We start from the raw sequence: 21991 nt of genomic DNA on the forward strand, positions 1-21991 counted from the left end.
GTCGTAGACTGGGCGCGTGGGCTTCTCGTGGACGCGTGTGGGCACCTGGGCGATCGCCCTCGTGATCGGAGGGGTCTACGGCGTCGCCGGGACGATCGGGCAGGCCGCCGTCTGGGGCGTCGTGCCCCTCGGACTCGTCATCGCCGTGATCGGCGTCGGTGGGCTCCTCCTGGCCGTGCGGCTGCTCACGGGGGACCGGTGGAACGCGCTCGCGTGCGGCATGGGTGTCATGATCGCAACCCTCGTCTTCTCGGGGAAGGGGCCCGGCGGCTCCATCGTCGTGCCGGCACCCGCCGACGGCCAGCTGTCGACGGGGATCATCTGGACGATCGCGGTGCCGCTCCTCACCGCCGTCATCATCGGGTGGCCGAGCTTCGCGCGCCCGGCTGCCCCCTCCGCCGCGGACGCGACGACCGACGAGAGCGGCACGAACTAGACTCGAGGGGTGACATATGTGATCGCCCTGCCGTGCGTGGATGTGAAGGACCGTGCCTGCATCGACGAATGCCCCGTCGACTGCATCTACGAAGGCGAGCGCTCCCTCTATATCCACCCGGACGAGTGCGTCGACTGCGGTGCCTGCGAGCCGGTGTGCCCCGTCGAGGCGATCTACTACGAAGACGACCTGCCGGACGAGTGGCGGGACTACTACACCGCCAACGTCGAGTTCTTCGACGACATCGGCTCGCCGGGCGGCGCCGCGAAGGTCGGCGTGATCGCGAAGGATCACCCCGTCATCGCCGAGCTCCCGCCGCAGGGGCACTGAGCCGCGGTGGCCGTCCGCGACCTCGACGACTACCCCTGGGATGCCGTCGCCCCCTACGCGCGCCGCGCTGCCGAGCACCCGGGCGGCCTTGTCGACCTGTCGATCGGATCACCCGTCGACGCGACTCCGGAGGTCGTCGCGGAAGCCCTGCGCGCCGCGACGGACGCGCATGCCTACCCCCAGACGGTCGGCACGCCCGCTCTCCGCGAGGCGATCGCCGCCTGGTACGACCGCCGGCGCGGGGTGCCGGAACTGAGCCCGCTCGATGTGCTGCCCACCGTCGGCTCGAAGGAGCTCGTCGCACTCCTCCCGCTCCTGCTCGATGTGAGGGCGGGGGATGCCGTGGTGCACCCCCGTGCGGCCTACCCGACCTACGCCGTCGGCGCGAAGCTCGTGGGCGCGGTGCCCGTGGCATCCGATGACCCCGCCGAATGGCCCGAGGGTACGAAGCTCGTCTGGATCAACTCGCCCGGCAATCCCGACGGACGCGTCCTCGACGTGTCAGAGCTGCGCGCCGCCGTCGAGCGCGCGCGCGAGCTGGGCGCCGTCATCGCGTCGGACGAGTGCTACGCCGAGCTCGGCTGGGACGGCGCGTGGGCGCAGGAGAGCGTGCCGAGCGTGCTGGACCCACGAGTGACGGGCGGCGACCGCCGCGGCATCCTCTCGGTGTACTCGCTCAGCAAGCAGTCGAATCTCGCCGGCTACCGCGCCGCGTTCCTCGCGGGCGACCGCGATCTCATCGCGCGGCTGACCACGGCGCGCAAACACCTCGGGCTCATGCTGCCCGCCCCCGTCCAGGCGGCGATGACGGCGGCGCTCGGCGATGACCTGCACGTGGCCGCGCAGCGCGAGCGCTACCGCGCACGGCGCGAGATGCTGAAGCCCGCGCTCGAAGCCGCCGGGTTCCGGATCGACCATTCCGAGGGCGGTCTCTACCTCTGGGCGACCGAAGGGCAGGATGCCTGGGTCACGATGGGGCGCCTCGCCGAGCGCGGCATCCTGGCCGGTCCGGGACACTTCTACGGCGACCACTTCCCCGAGCACGTGCGCTTCTCGCTCACGGCGACCGACGAGCGCATCGCGGCCGCGGCCGCGCGGTTGCGAGAGCCTGCGCAGGTTTCGTAGGGTTCCTCCGGCGAATTCCCGGATCCTTTGGCGTGGATCGGAGTAGGCCTGCGCGGCCAGTAGGCTGTAAGCGACCCCCAGACGACTGCAAGGAGGCTTCGTGAGCGACACGGGCACCCCCCAGACCGCGACCGTGACCGTCGGAGAGCGCACCGCGCAGCTGCCGATCCTCTCGGGCACCGAAGGGGTCCCGAGCGTCGATTTCTCGACGTTCACGAAGCAGACCGGCCACACCGCACTCGACTACGGCTTCGTCAACACCGCAGCCACCAAGTCGGCGATCACGTACATCGACGGCGATCAGGGCATCCTGCGCTACCGCGGATACCCGATCGAGCAGCTCGCGCAGAACAGCACCTATCTCGAAGTCGCGTGGCTGCTGCTCTACGGCGATCTGCCCACGGCTGATCAGCTCGCGGAGTGGGACGACAAGATCCGTCACCACACGCTGCTGCACGAGGACCTCAAGCGCTTCTTCTCCTCGCTGCCCCACACGGCGCACCCGATGTCGGTGCTGTCGGCGGCGACCGCGGCACTCTCGACCTACTACGAAGGGCAGTCGGATCCGAACAACCCCGAGCACGTCGAGCTGAACACGATCCGACTGCTCGCGAAGCTGCCCGTCATCGCGGCGTACGCGCACAAGAAGTCGATCGGTCACGCCTTCCTCTACCCAGACAACTCGCTGAGCTTCGTCGACAACTTCCTGAAGCTGAACTTCGGCAACCTCGCCGAGGTGTACCAGGTGAACCCGGTCACCTCGCGCGCCCTCGAGCGCCTGCTGATCCTGCACGAGGACCACGAGCAGAACGCATCGACCTCGACCGTCCGTCTCGTCGGTTCGACCGGTGCCAACCAGTTCTCGTCGATCTCGGCGGGCATCAACGCCCTCTACGGGCCGCTGCACGGCGGTGCCAACGAGGCCGTCCTCGATATGCTCGCGCGCATCCGCGACTCGGGGGAGAGCGTGCAGCGCTTCGTCGAGCGCGTGAAGAACAAGGAAGACGGCGTGAAGCTCATGGGCTTCGGGCACCGCGTCTACAAGAACTTCGACCCGCGAGCGAAGCTCGTCAAGGAGTCGGCCGACGAGGTCCTCGCCGAGCTCGGCGTGCACGACCCGCTCCTCGACCTCGCGAAAGAGCTCGAAGAGGTCGCCCTCAGCGACGACTACTTCAAGGAGCGCCGGCTCTACCCGAACGTCGACTTCTACACCGGCGTTATCTACAAGGCGATGGGCTTCCCGACGCGGATGTTCACGCCGCTGTTCGCGATCGGTCGCCTGCCCGGATGGCTGGCGCACTGGACCGAGATGCAGAACGACCCGCAGACTAAGATCGGCCGCCCGCAGCAGCTCTACATCGGCTCGGGTGAGCGGAACTACCCCGGGCTCTGACCGCTTCGGCGTGGGAGTTTCGGACGCGTGAAGCGCCCGAAACTCCGCGTGAATGAGTTTCGGGCGTCTGAGGGGACCGAAACTCGGGCTGCGGCGCCGTCCGCCGGCCTGTGCCAGGCTGGCCGGATGAGCGAGAACCTGTGCGACGGCCCGCGCGGGCGACGGCTCGTGCTCGAGTTGGCACGCGACGTCCTGCCCGAGGAAGCGCGCCGTGGGCTGGGGGAGCTGGCGTACCAGGCCGACGTGGATGCCGGGTCGTCGATCACGCGCCTGGTCTTCTCCGGTCACGGCGCGGCGGAGCCGGACCCGCCGTCGACGACGGCGGAGCTCGCCGCCGCGATCCGGGCGATCGGGGTGCTCGAACCGGCTGCGGTCGATTCGACGGCGTTCGACGCCGCGATGCTCCGCGCCGTCGACTCGGCGCGTTACTGGCAGGCGCCGGAGGGCGCCGACATCGTCGCCGCGCACCCCGTCGTCGCTGCGGCGCTGGCTGAGGTCGCCGTCGCGCTTCCGACAGGCGCGGATGCCACGTGGTGGCGCCGAGACCGTACGGCGCAGCAGTGGGCGATCGAGTTCGACCCGTCGGGCGACGGCGCACCGTTCGACCCTGCCCCGACGGCGTCGGCACGGTGGAGCGCGTCGACCGCGGCCGAGGAGGAGCGTGCCCGCGCCGAGTACCCCGCGGACGTCACCGCGCCGTTCGGCGGGCAGTGGTGGTCGCACCCGTGGGGCGCGCCGCACTCGACGGGCGTGCTTCCCGCGGGTGTCCCCGCCGGCATCCCGTACGTCGAAGACGGCTTCGGGTGGACGCGCGCCCTCGCGATTCCCGTCGCGGGCGCCGGCAGGACGTACGAGGTTCGCGGCGCAGACGACTGGGCGCACCTCTGCCGGACCTACCCGCGAGAGGTCACGGCAGCACGGCGCCATGACTGGTACTCGGTGACGGGTCGCGACGGTCGGTGGCTGCTGCCGGACTGGGGTCGGGTCGCCGGAGAGTGGGATGCCGTGCACCTGAGCGCGTGGGGGTACCTCACCGCGGCGACGCGTGAGATCGTCGTGGATGCCGAGTACTCGAGCATGATCGCCGGGTGGGGACCCGATGAGACGTACTGGCTGACGGGTCTCGTGCGCGAGATCGAAGGACCGCGCGTGCACTGGCGTGCGGACCGGCCCGAAGGGCCGTGGCGCCGCGCCGAATGATCAGCGTGGCGCGGGAGCTCACCCGCGCCCGACGCCGACGGCCCGCAGCGGTGGATGTCGAGGAGATGACGGATTCTGAGGACGCGATTCGGGGATCTGCTCCTCAGGATCCGACATCTCCTCAGGAACCGGCACCCCGCGCGGTCAGGGTCGCGGCGTAGTCGGGCACGTAGTTCTGCAGCTCGCGCGGCGGGCGCTCGTAGCCTCCGGATGCCGGACGCGGCGGGATCTCGATCGGGGCGCGTTCGACCTGTTCGTAGGGGATCTGCGCCAGCAGGTGGTGGATCATGTTGATCCGCCCCCGGCGCTTGTCCTCGTTGTCGACTTCGAACCACCGCGCCTCGGGGATGTCGGTGTGCACGAACATCGTGTCCTTCGCGCGCGAGTAGTCCTCCCACTTGGTGATCGACAGGACGTCGTTGGGGGAGAGCTTCCACCGTCGCATCGGGTCCTCGTTGCGCGAGCGGAATCGCGCCTCCTGCTCGACGTCGGACACGCTGAACCAGTACTTCAGGAGCAGGATGCCGTCTTCCACGAGCATCCGCTCGAAGATCGGTGCCTGGTGCAGGAACCGGTGGTACTCCATGTTCGTGCAGTAGCCCATGACGTGCTCGACACCGGCCCGGTTGTACCAGGAGCGGTCCATGAGGACGATCTCGCCGGCGGCCGGCAGGTGCGCGACATAGCGCTGGAAGTACCACTGGCTCTTCTCGCGCTCCGTGGGCGTCGGGAGGGCGACGACGCGCGCGACCCGCGGATTGAGGTACTGCGAGACACGGCTGATGGTCGAGCCCTTGCCCGCGGCATCCCGCCCTTCGAAGATGACCACGACGCGGGCGCCGCTCGACTGCACCCACGCCTGCATGTCGACGAGCTGAGCCTGGAGGGACTTCAGCTCCTTCTCGTAGACCTTCTTCGGCATCCGCTCGCTCATGTGCGCGAGCCTACCGGGCGCTCAGGCGTGCAGAGCCTCGTTGAGGGTCACGCCGACACCCTCGCGGCGGACGGCTTCGACCGCTCCGGTCAGCGAGTTGCGGCGGAAGAGGATGCCGTTCTGGCCCGACAGCTGGGCGCCCTTGACGACCGGACGCGTCCCGTCGTGCAGCGGCGTCTCGTTCGGCAGCACGATCTTCGAGCCCGCCGTGACGTACAGGCCCGCCTCGACGATGCAGTCGTCGCCGAGCGAGATCCCGATGCCCGCGTTCGCCCCGAGGAGTGTCCGCGCGCCGATCGAGACGCGATGTGTGCCGCCTCCCGAGAGCGTGCCCATGATGGACGCGCCGCCACCGATGTCCGACCCGTCGCCGACGGTGACGCCCTGCGAGATGCGCCCTTCCACCATGGACGCGCCGAGCGTGCCGGCGTTGAAGTTCACGAACCCCTCGTGCATGACGGTCGTCCCGGGGGCGAGATGCGCGCCCAGGCGGACGCGAGACGCGTCGGCGATACGGACCCCGGCGGGCACGACGTAGTCGGTCAGGCGCGGGAACTTGTCGAGGCCCTGCAGCTGGATGCCGGCGCGCTGCAGCTGCGGGCGCAGCCGCGCGAACGCCTCGGGGTGGACCGGGCCGGCGTTCGTCCAGGCGACGTTCGGCAGGTGCGCGAAGATCCCGGTGAGGTTGAGGTCGTTCGGGGCGACGAGCAGGTGCGACAGCGCGTGCAGGCGCAGGTAGGCGTCGCTCGTCGCCTGCGGCGGGGCATCCAGGTCGATCTCCACGACGACGACGTCGATCGTGACTTCGCGGCGTTCGTCGGCACCGGCCTGCGCGTCGAGCGCGGACGTGTCGGGATGCTCGGGTGCCCGGCCGGCGGCCGGCGAGGGGAACCAGGTGTCGAGGACCGTGCCGTCTGCGGCCGAGGTGGCAAGGCCCGCGGCCCAGATCCAACGCTGTTCGCTCATCCCTCCAGGCTACCGGTGCCGCACGGCCGGCCCCGCCCGGTGCGGGCGGTGTCGACCGGCGCGCTGGCTAGACTCGACGCCATGGCGCGCCTCGACCTCCGCTCTTCCTCCGTCGATCTCACGCGCGCGATCTGCGACATCCCGAGCGTGTCAGGCGACGAGGTAGCGCTCGCCGACGCGATCTTCGCCGAGATCGACGCTCTCGACCACCTCGACGTGCACCGTGAGGGCAACACGATCGTCGCGCGCACCCACCTCGGCCGCCCGCAGCGCGTCGTCATCGCGGGGCACATCGACACCGTGCCGATCAACCGGAACCTCCCCACCAGTGACATCGACGTGGACGGCGAGCCGTACCTCTGGGGGCGGGGGACCGTCGACATGAAGGCCGGCACCGCCGTGCAGCTGAAGCTCGCGGCCGAGCTCGTCGACCCGAGGGTCGACATCACGTGGATGTGGTACGACAACGAGGAGGTCGACTCGGCGCGCAACGGCCTGACGATCCTCGCCCGCACGCGGCCGGACCTCTTCGCCGGCGACTTCGCGATCCTCGGCGAACCGTCGAACGGTCAGGTGGAGGGCGGGTGCAACGGCACGCTCCGCGCCGTCGCGCGCACCCACGGCGCGCGGGCGCACTCGGCCCGCGCGTGGATGGGGGAGAACGCGATCCACCGTGCCGCCCCGATCCTGAGCCGCCTCGCGGAATACCGCCCGCGCGAGATCGCCGTCGACGGGCTCGTCTACCGCGAGGGCTTGAACGCCGTGCGGATCACGGGGGGCGTCGCGGGCAACGTGATCCCCGACCTCTGCGAGGTCGAGGTCAACTTCCGTTTCGCCCCGAGCCGCTCGCTCGCGGAGGCCGAGGCGCACGTGCGCGACGTGCTCGACGGGTTCGAGGTCGAGGTCGTCGACGGCGCCGCGGGCGCGCGGCCGGGGCTCGATGCGCCGCTCGCGCAGGAGTTCCTCGCGGCGGTCGGCGCGCAGCCGCGCCCCAAGTACGGATGGACGGACGTCGCGCGCTTCGCGGCCATGGGCGTGCCCGCGGTGAACTACGGCCCCGGAGACCCGAGCCTCGCGCACCACGATGAGGAGCGCGTCGCGATCGCGCAGATCGAGGCCGTCGAGCAGGGCCTGCGCGCGTGGCTGACCGCTTCGTGACCAGACCAGCCCTGACATCGGCCGGCGCGGCGTCGGGGCGGGTCGCCGTCCGTCTCGGCGCGCTCCGGATGACGCTGCGCCCGGCGGTCGCGATCGCTGCGATCTACCTGGCGGCGCGCCTCGTCACGACGGCATTCCTCGCGATCGGGGCGGGCATCGCGACGCGCGCGACCGGCACCGAGGCGACGATCGGCTCCCTCGCGATGCGATGGGACGGCCAGTGGTACTGGGTCGTCGGGACGGCGGGCTACCCGACCGAGCTGCCGGTGGATGCCGCGGGCGCCGTGACGCAGAACGCGTGGGCGTTCATGCCGCTGTACCCGGCGCTGACGCGCGCGCTGTCCGTCGTCCTCGGCGGCCAGTATCCGCTCGCCGCGATCGTCGTGTCGATCGTCGCGGGGTATCTCGCCTGCCTCGTCCTGTTCCACCTCCTCCGAGCGCGCATCGACGATGCCGCGGCGCTGTGGGCGACGGCGTTCGTCGCGGCCGGGCCCCTCGCCGCGCTCTTCCAGATGGGTTACGCCGAGAGCCTGTTCCTGCTCTGGCTCTTCCTCGCCCTCCTCGTCGTCGTGCGTCGTCGGTTCGCCTGGTTGTACCTGCTGCTGCCGCTTCTCGGATTCACGCGCCCCGGCATCCTCGCGTTCGCCCTGCTGCTCGCCGGCTACGGCATCGTGCGGTGGGTGCGGAGGAGGACGGATCCGCTACCCGCGATCGACATCGTGCACATCGTGTGCGCGGGGCTCCTCGCCGCGGTGATCGGATTCGCGTGGCAGGTGATCGCGGGGCTCGTCACGGGCGATCCCTCCGCGTACATGGAGACGGAGTTGTCGTGGCGGCGGGGCTGGACGAACGAGGAGGGCGGCTTCGTGCCGTTCTCGGGCTTCGTCCAGGCATCCGCCATCTGGTTCCGTGTGTGGGCGCTGCCGGAGGCCTGGGGCTACGTCGCGCTGGCCGTCGTCGTCGCGGCGACCGCCGCGCTGCTGCTGTTCGAGCCGCACGTGCGGCGGCTGGGCATCGAGATCCGGCTGTGGTCGGCGAGCTACGCGCTGTATCTGCTGCTGGTGTTCTTCCCGCAGTCGAGCATCTTCCGGCTGCTCCTGCCCCTCGCTCCGCTGGCGGGCGCTCTCGCCCTTCCCCGGCATATCGCGTGGCGGCTCGCGGTGCTCGCTGCGGGCCTCGTCGGCCAGTGGTGGTGGATCGATCAGATGCTCGTGCAGGGCACCACGTTCACGCAGATCCCGTGATCGGCGGGAACGGCGGATGCCGGCGGATGACCGCGAGTGTCCCAGGGAACCGATAAACTCGTTGTGTTGTCCGATGAGGAAAGGGAGCCAGACATGGCAGCCATGAAGCCGCGTACGGGAGACGGACCTATGGAGGCCGTGAAGGAGGGGCGCCTCATCATCGTGCGTGTTCCGCTCGAAGGCGGTGGCCGTCTGGTCGTCTCGGTCAACGACGACGAGGCGAAGGAACTGCACGGTGTCCTCGGCGAGGTCGTCGGCGCCGCCTGACCTCCACCAGCTCTACGAACGGCCGGTCCCTCGCGAGTGACTGGCCGTTCGGCGTTCCGGGTGAACGCCGAACGGCGTCAGCGCTGGTCGGTCGGGACCGTCGTCAACTGCAGGAGTCCCTCTCCGACGATCGAGAGCGCGCCGAGGACGGCGGGCGAGGACTGCGTCTCCTGGATGAGAGAGCGGTACGCGCTCGTGAGCGCGTCGCGGCGCACCGGGTCGGCCACCGCGCCGCCCGCGAGCACGCGTGGCACGAGCACGGTGCCCCCGGCGCGGACGAGCCGCAGGCCGTGCTCGACGTACTCGATGACGCCCTCGGCATCCGCGTCGACGAGAACGATGTCGTAGGAGGCCTCGTTCATGCGCGGCAGGACGTCTGCCGCGCGCCCCGTGATGAATCGCGCGCGGGCGGGCGGGATCTTCGCCTCGGTGAACGCGGTGCGTGCGGCGGCGAGGTGCTCGGGCTCGTTGTCGATCGTCGTGAGCGTCGCGCGGGGCGAGCCGTGCAGCAGCCACAGCCCTGACACCCCTGCGCCGGTGCCGATCTCGACGATATTGAGGGCCGCCGTGGCGGCGGTGATGACTGCGATCTGGGCGCCCACGGACGCGCTGATCGGGTCGGCGCCGAGTTCGACGGCGCGCGCCCGCGCGCGCTCGATCGACTCGGGTTCGACGGTCGCCTCGAGGGCGTATCGGCGGATCGCCTCTGCTTCGGCCATGAGAATGCTCCTTACTCGGCCAGCGTACGGCCCGGATGGAGCGCTGCCGGTGAGGCGCACGGGTAACCTTGAGCCATGTTCTTCGGCTACGACATGGAGAAGTTCCTCCTTCTCCTCCTCGTGGCAGCACTCCTCCTCGGACCCGAGCGCCTGCCGCGCTACGCGGAGGGTCTCGCGCGGCTCACGAAGCGCGCGCGCGAGTGGCTCTCCGGTGCGCGCACCCGCGTCAAGGAGGAGATGGGCGACGACTTCGACGACGTCGAGTGGAGCAGGCTGGACCCGCGCCAGTACGACCCGCGCCGCATCATCCGAGACGCACTGCTCGACGACGCTCCCGTTCCGACCGTCAAGGCCGCCGCGGCGGGAACGGCCGCCGCGGCGACGGCGCGGACGCCGCTGGCGACGGCGTTCGATCCGGATGCCGTCGTCCCCTTCGACACCGAGGCGACCTGAGCCTCAGCGGGGGGTGAACGGCAGGGGGCGGCCGGCGAGCCGCCGCGCGCCGGTCCGGAGGAGGGCGTCCGCGACAGCGGAGATCGCGCGCGCGGCGGCATCCGATGCGTCGCTCACGACGACGGGGACGCCCGCGTCGCCGCCCTCGCGCAGAGCGACGCTGAGCGGCACCGATCCGAGGAGGGGCACCGGTGCGGCATCCGTCGAGAGCGCCGCGGCGACCGCGGCTCCGCCGCCCGCCCCGAAGAGGTCCAGCACGGATCCGTCGGGGAGCGTCATCGCGGCCATGTTCTCGACGACCCCGACGACGCGCTGGCCGGTCTGGCCGGCGACGAGTCCGGAACGCACCGCGACGTCGGATGCCGCCGTCTGCGGCGTCGTGACGACCAGCACGTCGGCGTGCGGCAGCAGCTGCCCCACCGAGATCGCGACGTCGCCCGTCCCCGGCGGCATGTCGAGGAGCAGGATGTCGAGGTCGCCGAAGAAGACGTCGGTGAGGAATTGCTGCACCGTGCGGTGGAGCATCGGCCCGCGCCAGGCGACCGCCGCCGGGGGCTGGCCCTTCGGCAGGAACATCCCGATCGAGATGGTCTTCACTCCGTAGGCGACGGGCGGCAGCATGAGGTCGTCGATACGCGTCGGCTGCGGGGGGAGGCCGTCGTCCTCGACGAGGCCGAGGAGCGCCGGGATCGAGAACCCGTGCACGTCGGCGTCGATGAGACCCACGGCGAGGCCGCGCGCGGCAAGCGCGACGGCGAGGTTCGCCGTGAGGGTGGACTTGCCGACGCCGCCCTTGCCGCTCGTGACGGCGATGACGCGGGTGAGCGCGTCGGGGCCGAACGGCATGGTCCGTGCGCGTCCGCCGCGCAGCCGCTCGGTGAGCGCCGCCCGCTCGACCGGTGTCATGACGCCGACGGCGACCTCGACGTCGGTGACTCCGGGGACGGATGCCGCGGCGTTGCGCACGTCCCGCTCGATCCGATCGGCGGCCGGGCAGCCGACGATCGTCAGCGCGATCTCGACGCGGGCGCTGCCGCCGGTGACCTCGACGCCGCGGATCATGTCGAGTTCGGCGAGCGGGCGGCGGAGCTCGGGATCGGTCACGGCCCCGACGGCGGCCCGGACGGTGTCGCGGATCGTCACGGTGCGTTCAGACGCTCTCTGCGGGTGCGGTCTCGACGGGACCGCTTTGGGCCGGTGTGCTCGGGGCCGGTGTGCTCAGGGGCGCCGACACCGCGGCATCCCGCGTCTCCAAATGCTCCAGCAGCGCCTTCAGCTCCTGCCGCAGGACGTCGCGGGTCACGACCTGCTCGGACATGTCGGTGAGGGCCATCCGCAGCGCGACGACCTCGCGGGCGAGGTACTCGGTGTCGGCGAGGTTGCGCTCCGCGCGCTGGCGGTCCTGCTCGATCTGCACGCGGTCGCGGTCGTCCTGCCGGTTCTGCGCGAGGAGGATGAGGGGCGCGGCGTACGAGGCCTGCAGGGACAGCACGAGGGTCAGCACGGTGAACCCGTACGTCTGCGAGTCGAAGCGCCAGAGGTCCGGGGCGAGGGTGTTCCAGCTGATCCACGCGATGCAGAAGAGGCTCAGGATGAGGAGGAACGCGGGTGTTCCCATCGCGCGGGCGATCCACTCCGTGAAGCGGCCGAACCGGTCGCGCGACGGCTGCGGTGCGCGGGGCGTGCGGGCGAGGACGCCGGTGCGGCCGCGGGGGGCCTCGAGGTTCGCCTTCGCTGCCCGGGGTGAGCGAGCCATCACCGGCGCACCCCGTTGCTCGCGGCGCGTGCGGAGTCCTCACCGTCGTGCGAGCGCCAGTCCTCGGGGAGGAGGTAGTCCAGCACGTCGTCGACGCTGACCGCGCCGACCAGGCGATGCGCCTGGTCGACGACCGGGAGCGAGACGAGGTTGTAGCTCGCGAGCATGCGCGCGACCTCTGCGGCCGAGGCGGTCGCGGGCACCGCGTCGGCGGTGTCGTCGATGATGGCACCGAGCCGCTCGTGCGGGGGATAGCGGAGCATTCGCTGGAAGTGCACGGTGCCGAGCAGGCGCCCCGTCGGGGTCTCGTAGGGAGGGAGGGTCACGAAGACGGCCGCCGCGAGGGCCGGGTGCAGCTCATGCCGTCGGATGAGCGCGAGAGCCTCGGCGACCGTGGCATCCGCCGACAGGACGATGGGTTCGGGCGTCATGAGGCCGCCCGCCGTGTCGGGGCCGTACTTCAGCAGAGCGCGGACGTCCTCGGCCTCTTCCGGTTCCATGAGCTCGAGGAGCTCTTCGCGCTGGTCCTCGGGCAGCTGCGCGAGGACGTCGGCAGCGTCGTCGGGCTCCATCTGGTCGAGGATGTCGGCGGCGCGCTCATCGCCGAGAGCCTCGAGGATGTGCACCTGATCGTCCTCGGGCATCTCCTCGAGGGCATCCGCGAGGCGGTCGTCGCTGAGCTCCTCGGCGACTTCGAGCAGGCGCTCGTCGGGCAGATCGAGGAGGGTGTTGGCGAGGTCGGCGGGCTTGAGCTCGGAGTACGTCGCGACGAGCTGCTCGGCCGACTGCGCCTCGCCGGGCGCCTGCTGCTCGCGTACGTCCTGCCAGTCGGCGAACGTCGTCGACCCCTTCGCGAACGGGGATGCCGAGGTCTTGGGCTTGCGCAGGAAGAGCTGTCCGATGTCCCACAGACCCAGCCGGTCGCGCTCGATCGCGACGTCTTCGATGACGGCTTCTCCCGATCCGTCCGCGAAGTAGACCTTGCGCCCGAGGAGCTCGGTCATGACGCGCACCTCACCGCCGCGCTGCTGGAAGCGGCGCACGTTGATGAGACCCGTCGTGATGACCTGGCCCGTCTGAATCGAGGTGACGCGCCCGATCGAGAGGAACACGTGCCGACGGCCGGGGATCTCGACGACGAGGCCCACGACCCGCGGCGGATCGTCTTTGCGGTAGATGACGACGACGTCACGGACTTTGCCGAGCCGATCGCCCGCGGGGTCGAACACGGTGCAGCCGACCAGGCGTGCCACGAAAACCCTCTGCGTACTCACCCGTCCAGCGTAGTCTGCAGCCTCCGTGTCAAGATGGACGGATGAGCATGATCGGCGGCAGCCCGCAGCAGCACGGCGAGAAGATCGCCGACTTCGCGACCTATCAGGGCGCCCAGCAGGCGGTGTCGCAGCTGATCCAGGCGGACATCCCAGCGCGGGACATCCAGATCGTCGGGCATGGACTGCGCTCGATCGAGACCGTGACCGGGAAGCTCGGCTATGCGGCGGCGGCACGGTCGGGGGCGATCAACGGCATCCTTCTCGGACTGCTCTTCTCGGCGATCTTCGTGCTCGGGACGCCCAACGCCGCGATCCAGCTGTTCATCGGCGTCATGTTCGTCGGCATCGCCGTCGGCATGCTGCTGAGCCTCGTGTCCTACGCGCTGCTGCGGCGCCGCCGCGACTACACGTCGGTCACGCAGGTCGTCGCCGACCGTTACGAGGTGACGGTCCTGCCGTCGAGCATCCACCGCGCACGTGAGGTGGTGGGGCGCGTCGCGGCCCCGGCCGCGCCCGCTCCCGTGCCGATAGACCTGTCGACCCCGCCGCAGTACGGCGAACGCGTCGACCCGGCGCCTGCGCCGCCCGCGCCGCCGGCCCCGGGACCGGAGGCGCCGGATGCCGCCGCTCCCCGCGCGGGCGGCGACACGACTCGGCCGTGACGCAGCTCGACGTCCTGCTTCCCTCCGGGGCGGTGCGCGTCACGACAGCGTGGGAGGACCCGCCGTCCGTCCCCGCGCCCGCGGCGGTCGTCGCGCTCGCGCACGGCGCGGGCGCGGGAATGGACCATCCCTTCCTCGTCGGCTTCGCGGCGGCGCTCCGTGACGAGGGCGTCGCGACGCTGCGGTTCGCCTTCCCATACCGCGAAGCAGGCCGACGGATGCCGGGGCCGCCGTCCCACGCGATCGCGACCTGGGCGGCCGTCGCCGCTGAAGTCGCGCGTCGCGCGCCGGGGGTGCCGTTCGTCGCGGCGGGGAAGTCCTACGGCGGTCGGATGGCGTCCCTGGCCGCGGCGGACGGCGTCATCGGACCCGCCGCACTCGTGTACCTCGGCTACCCGTTCCACGCGCCCGGCAAGCCCGACAGGACGCGCGGCGAACACCTCGCCCGCGTCGCGGCGCCGCAGCTGTTCGTCGAGGGCGATGCCGACCCCTTCATCCAGCCGATCGCCGATTTCGAGGCATCCGTCGCCGCGAGCCCCGATGCCGAGATCGTCTGGATCCCGGGCGGCGGTCACTCGTTCGAGGTGAAGGGGCGCCGCGCCGCGCCCGGCGAGGTCGGCGCCGCACTGGCGCCGACAGTGGCCGCGTGGCTGCGCCCGCGCCTCTGAACGAGGCTGTTGAACGGGCTCAGCGGGCGGCGCGTGCGATCCAGGCCTCGACCTCGTCGGCGGTGCGGGGGATCCCGGCCGAGAGGTTCTCGATGCCGTCGGCGGTCACGAGGACGTCGTCCTCGATGCGCACGCCGATGCCGCGATACTCCTCCGGGACGGTGAGGTCGTCGATCTGGAAGTACAGGCCCGGTTCGATCGTGAAGACCATCCCCTCCTCGAGGAGACCGTCGTAGTACATCTCGCGGCGCGCCTGCGCGCAGTCGTGCACGTCGATACCGAGGTGGTGCGACGTGCCGTGCACCATGTAGCGCCGGTGCTGGCCGCCCCGGTCGGCATCCAGCGCCTCGTCGGCCGTCACGGGGAGGAGCCCCCACTCCGCCGTGCGCCGGGCGATGACGGCCATCGCGGCCTCGTGGACGGCACGGAAGCGCACGCCGGGCTTCGCGACCGCGAACGCGGCGTCGGCCGCTTCGCGCACGGTCTCGTAGACCTTGCGCTGCACGTCGGTGAAGGTGCCCGACACCGGCAGGGTGCGGGTGATGTCGGCGGTGTAGAGGCTGTCCACCTCGACGCCCGCGTCGACGAGGATGAGGTCGCCTGGCACGACGGCCCCGTCGTTGCGTGTCCAGTGCAGGTAGCACGCGTGCGGGCCGGACGCGGCGATCGTGTCGTAGCCCTCGCCGTTGCCCTCGATGCGCGCCCGGTGGTGGAAGATGCCCTCGACGGCGCGCTCACCGCGCGGGGTGTCGATGATGCGCGGGAGGTCCGCGACGATGTCGTCGAACCCGCGTGCCGTGACCTCGACGGCGAGGCGCAGCTGCGCGATCTCGTAGTCGTCCTTCACGAGGCGCAGCTCGGAGACGAACCGCGTGAGCTCGTCGTCCTCGTCGAGGACGAGGTCGCCGTCGCGCGCCTCGAAGGCGTCGAGGTGCGACGTGTGGATGCCGAGGTCGGATGCCACACCCGCGAGCGCCGGGCGCGGCCCGATCCAGAACTCGCCGATCGTCGCGTCGGCGTAGAACTCGGTCGTCGTCCGGTCGGCGCGCTCGCGCAGGTACAGGGTCACGTCGTGACCGCTGTCGCCGGCGGGCTCGAACACGAGCACGGAGTCGGGGACGGCGTCGGACGCCCAGCCGGTCAGGTGCGAGAAGGCCGAGTGGGCGCGGAACGGGTAGTCGGTGTCGTTCGAGCGCTGCTTGAACGAACCCGCCGGGATCACCAGGCGCCGGCCGGGGAACGCCGCGGAGACGGCATCGCGGCGCGGTGCGGCGTACGCCGCCTGCGTGCGCGCCGGCGGTGTCTGCTCGGGGCGGTCGGCCCATCCGGTCGAGATCGTGTCGAGGAAGCCCCGCGGGAACGGCTGCTTGCGGTTCTGGTTCTGCGCGGGCGCGGCCGTGCCGACGGTCTCGGCAGGCGTCTCCGGTGCGATCGTGTCGCTGTCGTTCGTGCTCATGCGTCCAGTCTCCCACTCCCGCCGCGGGCGCGTCTCGTCACCGCGCGTCGTGCACCGCGCCTGTCGTCACCGTGCCCGTCGTCACCGCGCCCGTCGTCACCGTGCCGCGGGCTCCAGCTGCACGACGAGCGGGCGATGATCGCTGCCGCTGTCGTCGAGCGAGGTGAGGACGACGGATCCGGTCGCGACCCAGGCATCCGTGGACAGGACGTGATCGATGGGGGTCCCGAGCAGCGCGGGCCACTGCGTGGACCACGTGCCGACGGCGCCCGTGCCCGTAGCGACCGCCGCATCACGGCAGTTGCCGAGATCACCGCCCGTGCCGAGCCGTGCCATGTGGTCGACGGTCGCATTGACGTCGCCCGCCATGATGACGTTCTCACTGCCGCACTGATCGGCGAGCCACTGGAGATCGCTCTGCCAGTCGTCCATCTCGCTCTGCCGCGGAGCGACCGCGTGCACGGCCACGACGACGGGGCCGGTGCCGTCGACGGGCATCGCGACGACGGTCGGGACCTGCGACGTGTTGCTCTCGCCGTCCGATGTCGACGAGATCACCGAATAGTCGCCGAGCTCGGGTGAGATCAGGAGGGTCGTCGAGTTCGACGCCCAATCCGGGAAGTCGTCGCGTTCGCCGAAGTTCTCGTGATGGGCCCACATGGGCGAGCCGAGGTCGCGCATCGCGATGGCGACGGCCTCGCCCGTCTCGATCGTCGTCTCGGGGAGGGCCACGATGTCGGCGCGCATGGCGACGGCCGTCTGCGCGATGAGATCGGCGTCGGCACCATTGCCGGCCGTGTTCCAGGTCATCACCCGGATGGACTGCTCGGTCGGCTCGGGGAGCGCCCCGCGACCCACGCCGCGAGAGATCAGGATCGCCGCGTTCGCGACGCCCGCGAGCACCGCAATGATCGCGAGGGATGCCGCGACGGCGCGCAGCGGTCGGGCGAGACACAGCAGCAGCGCGACCACGAGGACGGCGGCGCAGACGAGGACCACGACGGGACGCAGCGAGACGATCTGCGCGATCGGGAACGTGCGCTCGAGCCGGAAGAACTGCGGCCACGTCACGATCGCGGCGGCGATCGCCGCGAGCACCGTGAAGAGGAGTCCGATCAGGCGCAGCACGCCTCGACTCTACGTGGGCGAGGCGGGCGAACCCTGAGAGTCGGGGGCGGCCCGATACGCTCGAAGGATGGCGAGGCGATTCTCCGGACCGAGCGATCTGCACCTGCACTCGGACCACTCCGACGGCACCGAGCCGCCGGCGGACGTCGTGGCGTCCGCCCATGCGGCCGGGCTCCGTACGATCGCGCTCACGGATCACGACACGACCTCGGGGTGGGCGGAGGCCGCCGAGAGTACGGGATCGCTCGGGATGACCTTCCTGCCCGGGATGGAGCTCTCCGCCCGCCACGAATGGCGCAGCGTCCACGTGCTCGCGTACCTCTTCGACCCGGATGCCACGGAGCTGCGCGCGCTCATCGACCGCATCCGCTCCTCACGACTGACGCGTGCGCGGGAGATGGCCGAGCGTATCGGCCGCGATCTCGACCTCACGTGGGACGACGTGCTCGGGCAGACGGCGACCGGGGCGACCGTCGGCCGGCCGCACCTCGCCGACGCGCTCGTCGCGAAGGGGCACGTGCGCGACCGCGGCGAGGCGTTCGCCGGCATCCTCAGCCCCGGCAGCGACTACTACGTCGCGCTCTACGCCCCTGATCCGGTCACGGCGGTGGCGGCGGTGACGGAAGCGGGCGGCGTGCCGATCATCGCGCACCCCGCGGGGCGTGCGGGGCTGCTGCCCGGCCCCGTCGTGGAGGGCATGCTCGCGGCAGGCCTCGCGGGCTTCGAGCTCGGTCACCGCGAGAACCGCGAACCGGGACTGGGGGAGCTGCGCGAGCTCGTGCGCCGGCGGGATCTCATCGTGACGGGCTCGAGCGATTACCACGGGCTCGGCAAGCCGAATCTGCCGGGGGAGCACACGACGTCGGACGAGATGGTGGCACGCATCATCGACCGCGGAACGGGGAGCGCCCCCGTCTTCGCCTGAACGGCGACGACGGGGGCGCTTCGACGGGCGCCGGTCAGGCGAGCGCCTTGGCCTTGAGTGCCGCGAACTCCGCCTCGGTGATGGTGCCCTCATCCAGCAGGCTCTTGGCCTGCGCGATCTGGTCGGCGGGGCTCTTGCCTGCGACCTCCTTGATGTACTCGTCCTGCGCGGACTTGTACTGCTGGACGGCGGCGGCCTGACGCTCGCCCATGCCGCGACCACGCGCGATCAGGTACACGAGCGCCGTGACGATCGGGAAGAAGATCAGGAAGAAGATCCACAGCGCCTTCCAGCCGCCGGCGAGCTTCCGGTCGCGGAAGATGTCGCTGATGATCGAGAACAGGGCCATCAGGTAGGCGACGAAGATGAAGATGGTGAGGAACCACCAGATGAGGTCCCAGAACGAGCCCCAGAAGCCGCGGTATTCGACCGCGGCGGCCTCGATGAAGCGCATGGCTTGCCTTTCGAAGGAATGGAGACGGCGGGTGCCGTCGTCTATAGAGTAGGGCTCGCGCGGCGCGCGACGCGCCAGATGACGGTCGCGACACGGCCGGAGGTTAGCGTGGACGGGTGCAGCAGCCCACTCCGCTCGAGCGCCGCATCGACGGCGCGGCGCATCGGATGCTGCGGGGTGCGTCCGATCGGGGCGTGCGCGCGGGGGCCATCGAGGCGGCGGTCTTCCTCCTGAAGCAGGCCTGGGCGTGCGTCTTCGGGGCGGCGCTGCTCGTCGTGATCGTCGCGGCGCGGCTGTGGTGGCCGGATGACGCGCCGCTCGCGCGCAACGACGCCCTGACGATCGCGGCCGTGCTCATCCAACTGGCGATGCTCGTGTTCCGGCTGGAGACGGGACGCGAGCTCTGGGTGATCGTCCTGTTCCACCTCACCGGGACGGGCATGGAGCTGTTCAAGACCGAGGCGGGGTCCTGGTCGTACGCGGCGGAGGGCGTGCTGCGGATCGGGGGAGTGCCCCTGTTCAGCGGGTTCATGTACGCCGCCGTCGGGTCGTACATGGTTCGTGTGTACCGCCTGTTCGACCTGACGTTCGCGCGCTACCCGCGCCGGTGGATGACGGCCATCGTCGCGGCCGCGATCTACGTCAACTTCTTCACGCATCACGTCGTGTGGGACGCGCGCTGGGTGCTCCTCGCACTCGTGGTGGCGCTGTGGCTGCCGACCGTCATGCACGCGCGGGCGTGGCGCCGCACGCTGAAGCTGCCGCTCCTGCTCGTCTACGCCGGGGTGGCGGTGTTCATCTACCTCGCCGAGAACATCGCGACGTGGGCGGGCGCGTGGCTCTACCCCGATCAGCTCGACGGGTGGCATCCCGTCTCGGCCACGAAGCTCGTGTCGTGGTTCCTGCTGATGATCGTGTCGGTCGTGCTCGTGACGTTCGTGTACCCGCCGCGGTCACCGGAACGGGTGACCGCGGACGCCGACCCGTCCGCGTGAGCGGGGCTCAGGCCGTCGGCGCGGCGGCGGCGGTGCCGCCCGAGCCGCCACGGCGGCGTCGGCGACGGCGCGCGGGGGCGGGCTTGCCGTCGTGGTGCTCACGGCCGGATCCGTCATGCGTCCCGGCGCCCTCGCGGTCCTCGGCGGACGACGCCTCTCCCGACGCGGCATCCGACGTCGCGCCGTCGGCGGGTGCCTGGCCTTCGGCGAACGTGGACCCGACGGACGCGCTGCCCGAACGGCGGCGACGGCGACGGCGGGTGCCGCCCTCGTCGGTGCCCTCGGCGGCGGCGTCCGCGGCGCGCTCCGGGCGTGCGGCGCGAGGGGTCCGGATCGTCTCGGTCTTGGGCGCCTTCCCGATGCGGCCCTTCGTGCCGGCCGGGATGTCGAGATCCTCGTACAGGTGCGGGCTCGAGGAGTAGGTCTCGACGGGCTCGGGCTGACCGAACTCGAGTGCGCGGTTGATGAGCGCCCACTTGTGCAGGTCGTCCCAGTCGACGAAGGTCACCGCGATGCCGGTCTTGCCGGCGCGCCCGGTGCGCCCGGCGCGGTGCAGGTAGGTCTTCTCGTCGTCCGGGATCGTGTGGTTGATGACGTGCGTGACGTCGTCGACGTCGATGCCGCGCGCGGCGACGTCCGTCGCGATGAGGACGTCCTTCTTGCCCGCCTTGAACGCTGCCATCGAGCGCTCGCGCGCCTCCTGGCTCATGTCGCCGTGCACGGCGCCCGCGTTGAAGCCGCGGTCGTTCAGCTCGTCGACGAGCTTCTGCGCGGCGCGCTTGGTGCGCGTGAACACGACCGTCTTGCCGCGCCCCTCGGCCTGCAGGATGCGGGCGATGACCTCGTCCTTGTCGAGCGAGTGCGCGCGGTAGACGAGGTGCTTGATGTTCGCCTGCGTGAGGCCCTCATCGGGGTCGGTGGCGCGGATGTGGATCGGGTTCGACATGAACCGGCGCGCGAGCGCGACGATGGGGCCGGGCATCGTGGCCGAGTACAGCATCGTGTGGCGCACGGGGGCGACCTTCGAGAAGATCTTCTCGATGTCCGGGAGGAACCCGAGGTCGAGCATCTTGTCGGCTTCGTCGAGCACGACCTCGGTCGCGTGCGACAGGTCGAGCAGGCGCTGGTTGTTGAGGTCGATGAGGCGCCCCGGCGTGCCCACGACGATCTGCGCGCCGGCCCTGAGCTGGTCGATCTGGCCCTCGTACGCCTTGCCGCCGTAGATCGCGACGACGCTCGTCGAACGGTTCGAGGTCAGCATGTCCATGTCCTCGTAGACCTGGACGGCGAGCTCACGGGTCGGCACGACGATGAGTGCCTTGACGCCGGGCTCGGGGTCGAGGCCCAGACGCTGGACGACGGGGATGCCGAAGCCGAAGGTCTTGCCCGTGCCGGTCTTGGCCTGACCGATGATGTCCTGGCCGGGAAGGCCCAGGGGGATGGTCTGCTCCTGGATCGGGAAGGCATCCACGATGCCCTTGGATGCCAGTGCCTCGACGATGTCGGCGTCGACGCCCATCTCTGCGAAAGTCGTCACGATACGTGCCTGTCTGGCGGTGAGAGGCCGCCGGGTGAGGGAGTCCACGCCCTTCACTCAGCCACAGGCGCGGTGGCCCCGATCCGTCGCCGGGACAGAGTCAGCCTACCCGAGGCCCGGCGGATCCCTCGTAGCGGCGGTCCGGGCACGTAGGCTGTGAGCGTGGTGACCTGGCCCTGGCAGCGCAAACGCACAGCCCCCCGCACGCTGAAGGTGCGATCGCGGGGCGACTTCGGCGACGTCAGCCGCGTCGACTTCGAAGAGCTGGCTCCGGCGGTCGACACCTTCCTCGGACAGGCCGCGTACCTGCAGCTCGGCTACTTCGAGACGCTGTCCGAACTCATCGCGCCGACGCCCGAGCTCTCCGCCAAGGAATCGATCTCCCGCGCGGCGGGCGCCGCCCTGTTCAAGCACCAGGAGATCGTCGCGGTCATCCGGGAGCGCGGCGACGATCCGCTCGATCTCATGCTCCCGTTCCGCGAGCCGCTTGATGCGTTTCGTCGGGCGACGCACGGGGCGCGGCACCTCGAGACGATGCTGTCGGTGCACATCACCGCCGGCATGCTGGACGACTTCTATCTCGCCCTGTCAGGCGGATACGGCACCACCGGCGACCGCGTCGCGCAGATCCTGCAGGGCGACGACGACCGGCAGGCGCTCGTGGGACTCCTCACCGACGCGATCGAGGCCGACGAGCAGTGGCGCGACCTGCTGTCGCTCTGGGGGCGCCGCCTCGTCGGCGACACGCTCCTCATCGTGCGCGGCGCTCTGCGGCCGCAGACGCTGGATGCCGCGGAGGAGAAGAAGGTCGAGCCGGTGTTCACCGACCTCCTCGCCGCGCACTCCCGGCGCATGTCCGCGATCGGGCTCGACGCCTGATCGGGAGACCTCGCGCGAGGCCGAGAAGACGG

General features: G+C 70.9%; 24 protein-coding genes. 14 read left to right on the forward strand and 10 right to left on the reverse strand.

Annotated features, from left to right (window positions below; genetic code table 11):
• Positions 1-16 precede the first annotated feature (16 nt).
• The 5 genes from J0I43_RS01225 to J0I43_RS01245 all read left to right on the forward strand — a co-directional run bounded on the left by J0I43_RS01225 (position 17) and on the right by J0I43_RS01245 (position 4484).
• The gene (locus J0I43_RS01225; RefSeq protein ID WP_292857756.1) at positions 17-436 is read left to right on the forward strand and encodes a histidinol dehydrogenase; all 420 of its coding nucleotides are present in this window, start codon (positions 17-19) and stop codon (positions 434-436) included.
• A 9-nt stretch (positions 437-445) separates the two neighbouring features.
• Positions 446-766, forward strand: coding sequence for a ferredoxin (fdxA, locus tag J0I43_RS01230; protein WP_292857759.1), 321 nt, complete (start codon positions 446-448; stop codon positions 764-766).
• Positions 767-772: 6 nt separating this feature from the next.
• Entirely contained in the window at positions 773-1891 is a 1119-nt protein-coding gene (dapC, locus tag J0I43_RS01235) for a succinyldiaminopimelate transaminase (RefSeq protein ID WP_292857762.1), read from the forward strand.
• Between the two features lie 100 nt (positions 1892-1991).
• The gene (locus J0I43_RS01240; RefSeq protein ID WP_292857765.1) at positions 1992-3284 is read left to right on the forward strand and encodes a citrate synthase; all 1293 of its coding nucleotides are present in this window, start codon (positions 1992-1994) and stop codon (positions 3282-3284) included.
• 126 nt (positions 3285-3410) lie between these two features.
• Positions 3411-4484, forward strand: a complete 1074-nt coding sequence (locus J0I43_RS01245; RefSeq protein WP_292857768.1) for a hypothetical protein — start codon at positions 3411-3413, stop codon at positions 4482-4484.
• 121 nt (positions 4485-4605) lie between these two features.
• On the opposite strand, the gene ppk2 is transcribed toward J0I43_RS01245, so the two are convergent.
• Complete coding sequence (gene ppk2, locus J0I43_RS01250) at positions 4606-5406, reverse strand: polyphosphate kinase 2 (protein ID WP_292859021.1); 801 nt, start codon at positions 5404-5406, stop codon at positions 4606-4608.
• A 33-nt stretch (positions 5407-5439) separates the two neighbouring features.
• Positions 5440-6384: a 2,3,4,5-tetrahydropyridine-2,6-dicarboxylate N-succinyltransferase gene (dapD, locus tag J0I43_RS01255; protein ID WP_292857771.1), complete on the reverse strand. Its 945-nt coding sequence runs from the start codon at positions 6382-6384 to the stop codon at positions 5440-5442.
• A gap of 81 nt (positions 6385-6465) precedes the next feature.
• Between dapD and dapE the strand changes: the two genes are divergently transcribed.
• The 3 genes from dapE to J0I43_RS01270 all read left to right on the forward strand — a co-directional run bounded on the left by dapE (position 6466) and on the right by J0I43_RS01270 (position 9053).
• The gene (dapE, locus tag J0I43_RS01260) at positions 6466-7542 is read left to right on the forward strand and encodes a succinyl-diaminopimelate desuccinylase (protein WP_292857774.1); all 1077 of its coding nucleotides are present in this window, start codon (positions 6466-6468) and stop codon (positions 7540-7542) included.
• Complete coding sequence (locus J0I43_RS01265; protein WP_367267534.1) at positions 7539-8786, forward strand: hypothetical protein; 1248 nt, start codon at positions 7539-7541, stop codon at positions 8784-8786. The genes dapE and J0I43_RS01265 overlap by 4 nt, the downstream gene beginning before the upstream one ends.
• A gap of 93 nt (positions 8787-8879) precedes the next feature.
• Entirely contained in the window at positions 8880-9053 is a 174-nt protein-coding gene (locus tag J0I43_RS01270; RefSeq protein WP_141379163.1) for a DUF3117 domain-containing protein, read from the forward strand.
• 77 nt (positions 9054-9130) lie between these two features.
• On the opposite strand, the gene J0I43_RS01275 is transcribed toward J0I43_RS01270, so the two are convergent.
• On the reverse strand, positions 9131-9772 hold the full coding sequence (locus J0I43_RS01275) for an O-methyltransferase (protein WP_292857777.1): 642 nt from the start codon (positions 9770-9772) through the stop codon (positions 9131-9133).
• A 75-nt stretch (positions 9773-9847) separates the two neighbouring features.
• On the opposite strand from J0I43_RS01275, the gene J0I43_RS01280 reads away from it, so the two are divergent.
• A complete protein-coding gene (locus tag J0I43_RS01280; protein ID WP_292857780.1) occupies positions 9848-10225 on the forward strand; it encodes a Sec-independent protein translocase TatB in 378 nt (125 codons plus the stop codon).
• 3 nt (positions 10226-10228) lie between these two features.
• Here the strand turns inward: J0I43_RS01280 and J0I43_RS01285 are convergent, their stop codons facing one another.
• From J0I43_RS01285 to J0I43_RS01295, 3 genes are read right to left on the reverse strand one after another with little or no spacing between them, the layout of a single operon-like run.
• On the reverse strand, positions 10229-11368 hold the full coding sequence (locus tag J0I43_RS01285) for a P-loop NTPase (RefSeq protein ID WP_292857783.1): 1140 nt from the start codon (positions 11366-11368) through the stop codon (positions 10229-10231).
• Positions 11369-11375: 7 nt separating this feature from the next.
• Complete coding sequence (locus J0I43_RS01290) at positions 11376-11981, reverse strand: DUF1003 domain-containing protein (RefSeq protein WP_292857785.1); 606 nt, start codon at positions 11979-11981, stop codon at positions 11376-11378.
• Positions 11981-13255, reverse strand: coding sequence for a CBS domain-containing protein (locus J0I43_RS01295; protein WP_292857787.1), 1275 nt, complete (start codon positions 13253-13255; stop codon positions 11981-11983). Before J0I43_RS01295 ends, J0I43_RS01290 begins: the two co-directional genes overlap by 1 nt.
• Positions 13256-13296: 41 nt before the next feature.
• On the opposite strand from J0I43_RS01295, the gene J0I43_RS01300 reads away from it, so the two are divergent.
• Positions 13297-13917, forward strand: a complete 621-nt coding sequence (locus tag J0I43_RS01300) for a general stress protein (protein WP_292857789.1) — start codon at positions 13297-13299, stop codon at positions 13915-13917.
• Positions 13914-14585, forward strand: coding sequence for an alpha/beta family hydrolase (locus J0I43_RS01305; RefSeq protein ID WP_292857792.1), 672 nt, complete (start codon positions 13914-13916; stop codon positions 14583-14585). Before J0I43_RS01300 ends, J0I43_RS01305 begins: the two co-directional genes overlap by 4 nt.
• A gap of 19 nt (positions 14586-14604) precedes the next feature.
• Here the strand turns inward: J0I43_RS01305 and J0I43_RS01310 are convergent, their stop codons facing one another.
• Positions 14605-16041: an aminopeptidase P family protein gene (locus tag J0I43_RS01310; protein ID WP_292857795.1), complete on the reverse strand. Its 1437-nt coding sequence runs from the start codon at positions 16039-16041 to the stop codon at positions 14605-14607.
• 96 nt (positions 16042-16137) lie between these two features.
• Positions 16138-17169, reverse strand: a complete 1032-nt coding sequence (locus tag J0I43_RS01315; protein WP_292857798.1) for an endonuclease/exonuclease/phosphatase family protein — start codon at positions 17167-17169, stop codon at positions 16138-16140.
• A gap of 67 nt (positions 17170-17236) precedes the next feature.
• Between J0I43_RS01315 and J0I43_RS01320 the strand changes: the two genes are divergently transcribed.
• A complete protein-coding gene (locus J0I43_RS01320) occupies positions 17237-18094 on the forward strand; it encodes a PHP domain-containing protein (RefSeq protein WP_292857801.1) in 858 nt (285 codons plus the stop codon).
• Positions 18095-18128: 34 nt separating this feature from the next.
• On the opposite strand, the gene J0I43_RS01325 is transcribed toward J0I43_RS01320, so the two are convergent.
• Positions 18129-18548: an SHOCT domain-containing protein gene (locus J0I43_RS01325; protein ID WP_292857804.1), complete on the reverse strand. Its 420-nt coding sequence runs from the start codon at positions 18546-18548 to the stop codon at positions 18129-18131.
• A 116-nt stretch (positions 18549-18664) separates the two neighbouring features.
• On the opposite strand from J0I43_RS01325, the gene J0I43_RS01330 reads away from it, so the two are divergent.
• Positions 18665-19543, forward strand: a complete 879-nt coding sequence (locus J0I43_RS01330) for a DUF817 domain-containing protein (protein WP_292857807.1) — start codon at positions 18665-18667, stop codon at positions 19541-19543.
• A 7-nt stretch (positions 19544-19550) separates the two neighbouring features.
• Here J0I43_RS01330 and J0I43_RS01335 read toward each other — a convergent pair whose 3' ends face one another.
• Positions 19551-21080, reverse strand: coding sequence for a DEAD/DEAH box helicase (locus J0I43_RS01335; RefSeq protein ID WP_292857810.1), 1530 nt, complete (start codon positions 21078-21080; stop codon positions 19551-19553).
• A 162-nt stretch (positions 21081-21242) separates the two neighbouring features.
• Here J0I43_RS01335 and J0I43_RS01340 point away from each other — a divergent pair, with 162 nt between their 5' ends.
• Positions 21243-21959 (forward strand): ferritin-like fold-containing protein, encoded by a 717-nt coding sequence (locus tag J0I43_RS01340; RefSeq protein WP_292857812.1) that lies wholly within the window; start codon positions 21243-21245, stop codon positions 21957-21959.
• Positions 21960-21991: the final 32 nt, after the last annotated feature.

The sequence above is a fragment of the Microbacterium sp. genome (assembly GCF_017305435.1).
In the GTDB taxonomy this organism is placed as follows: domain Bacteria; phylum Actinomycetota; class Actinomycetes; order Actinomycetales; family Microbacteriaceae; genus Microbacterium.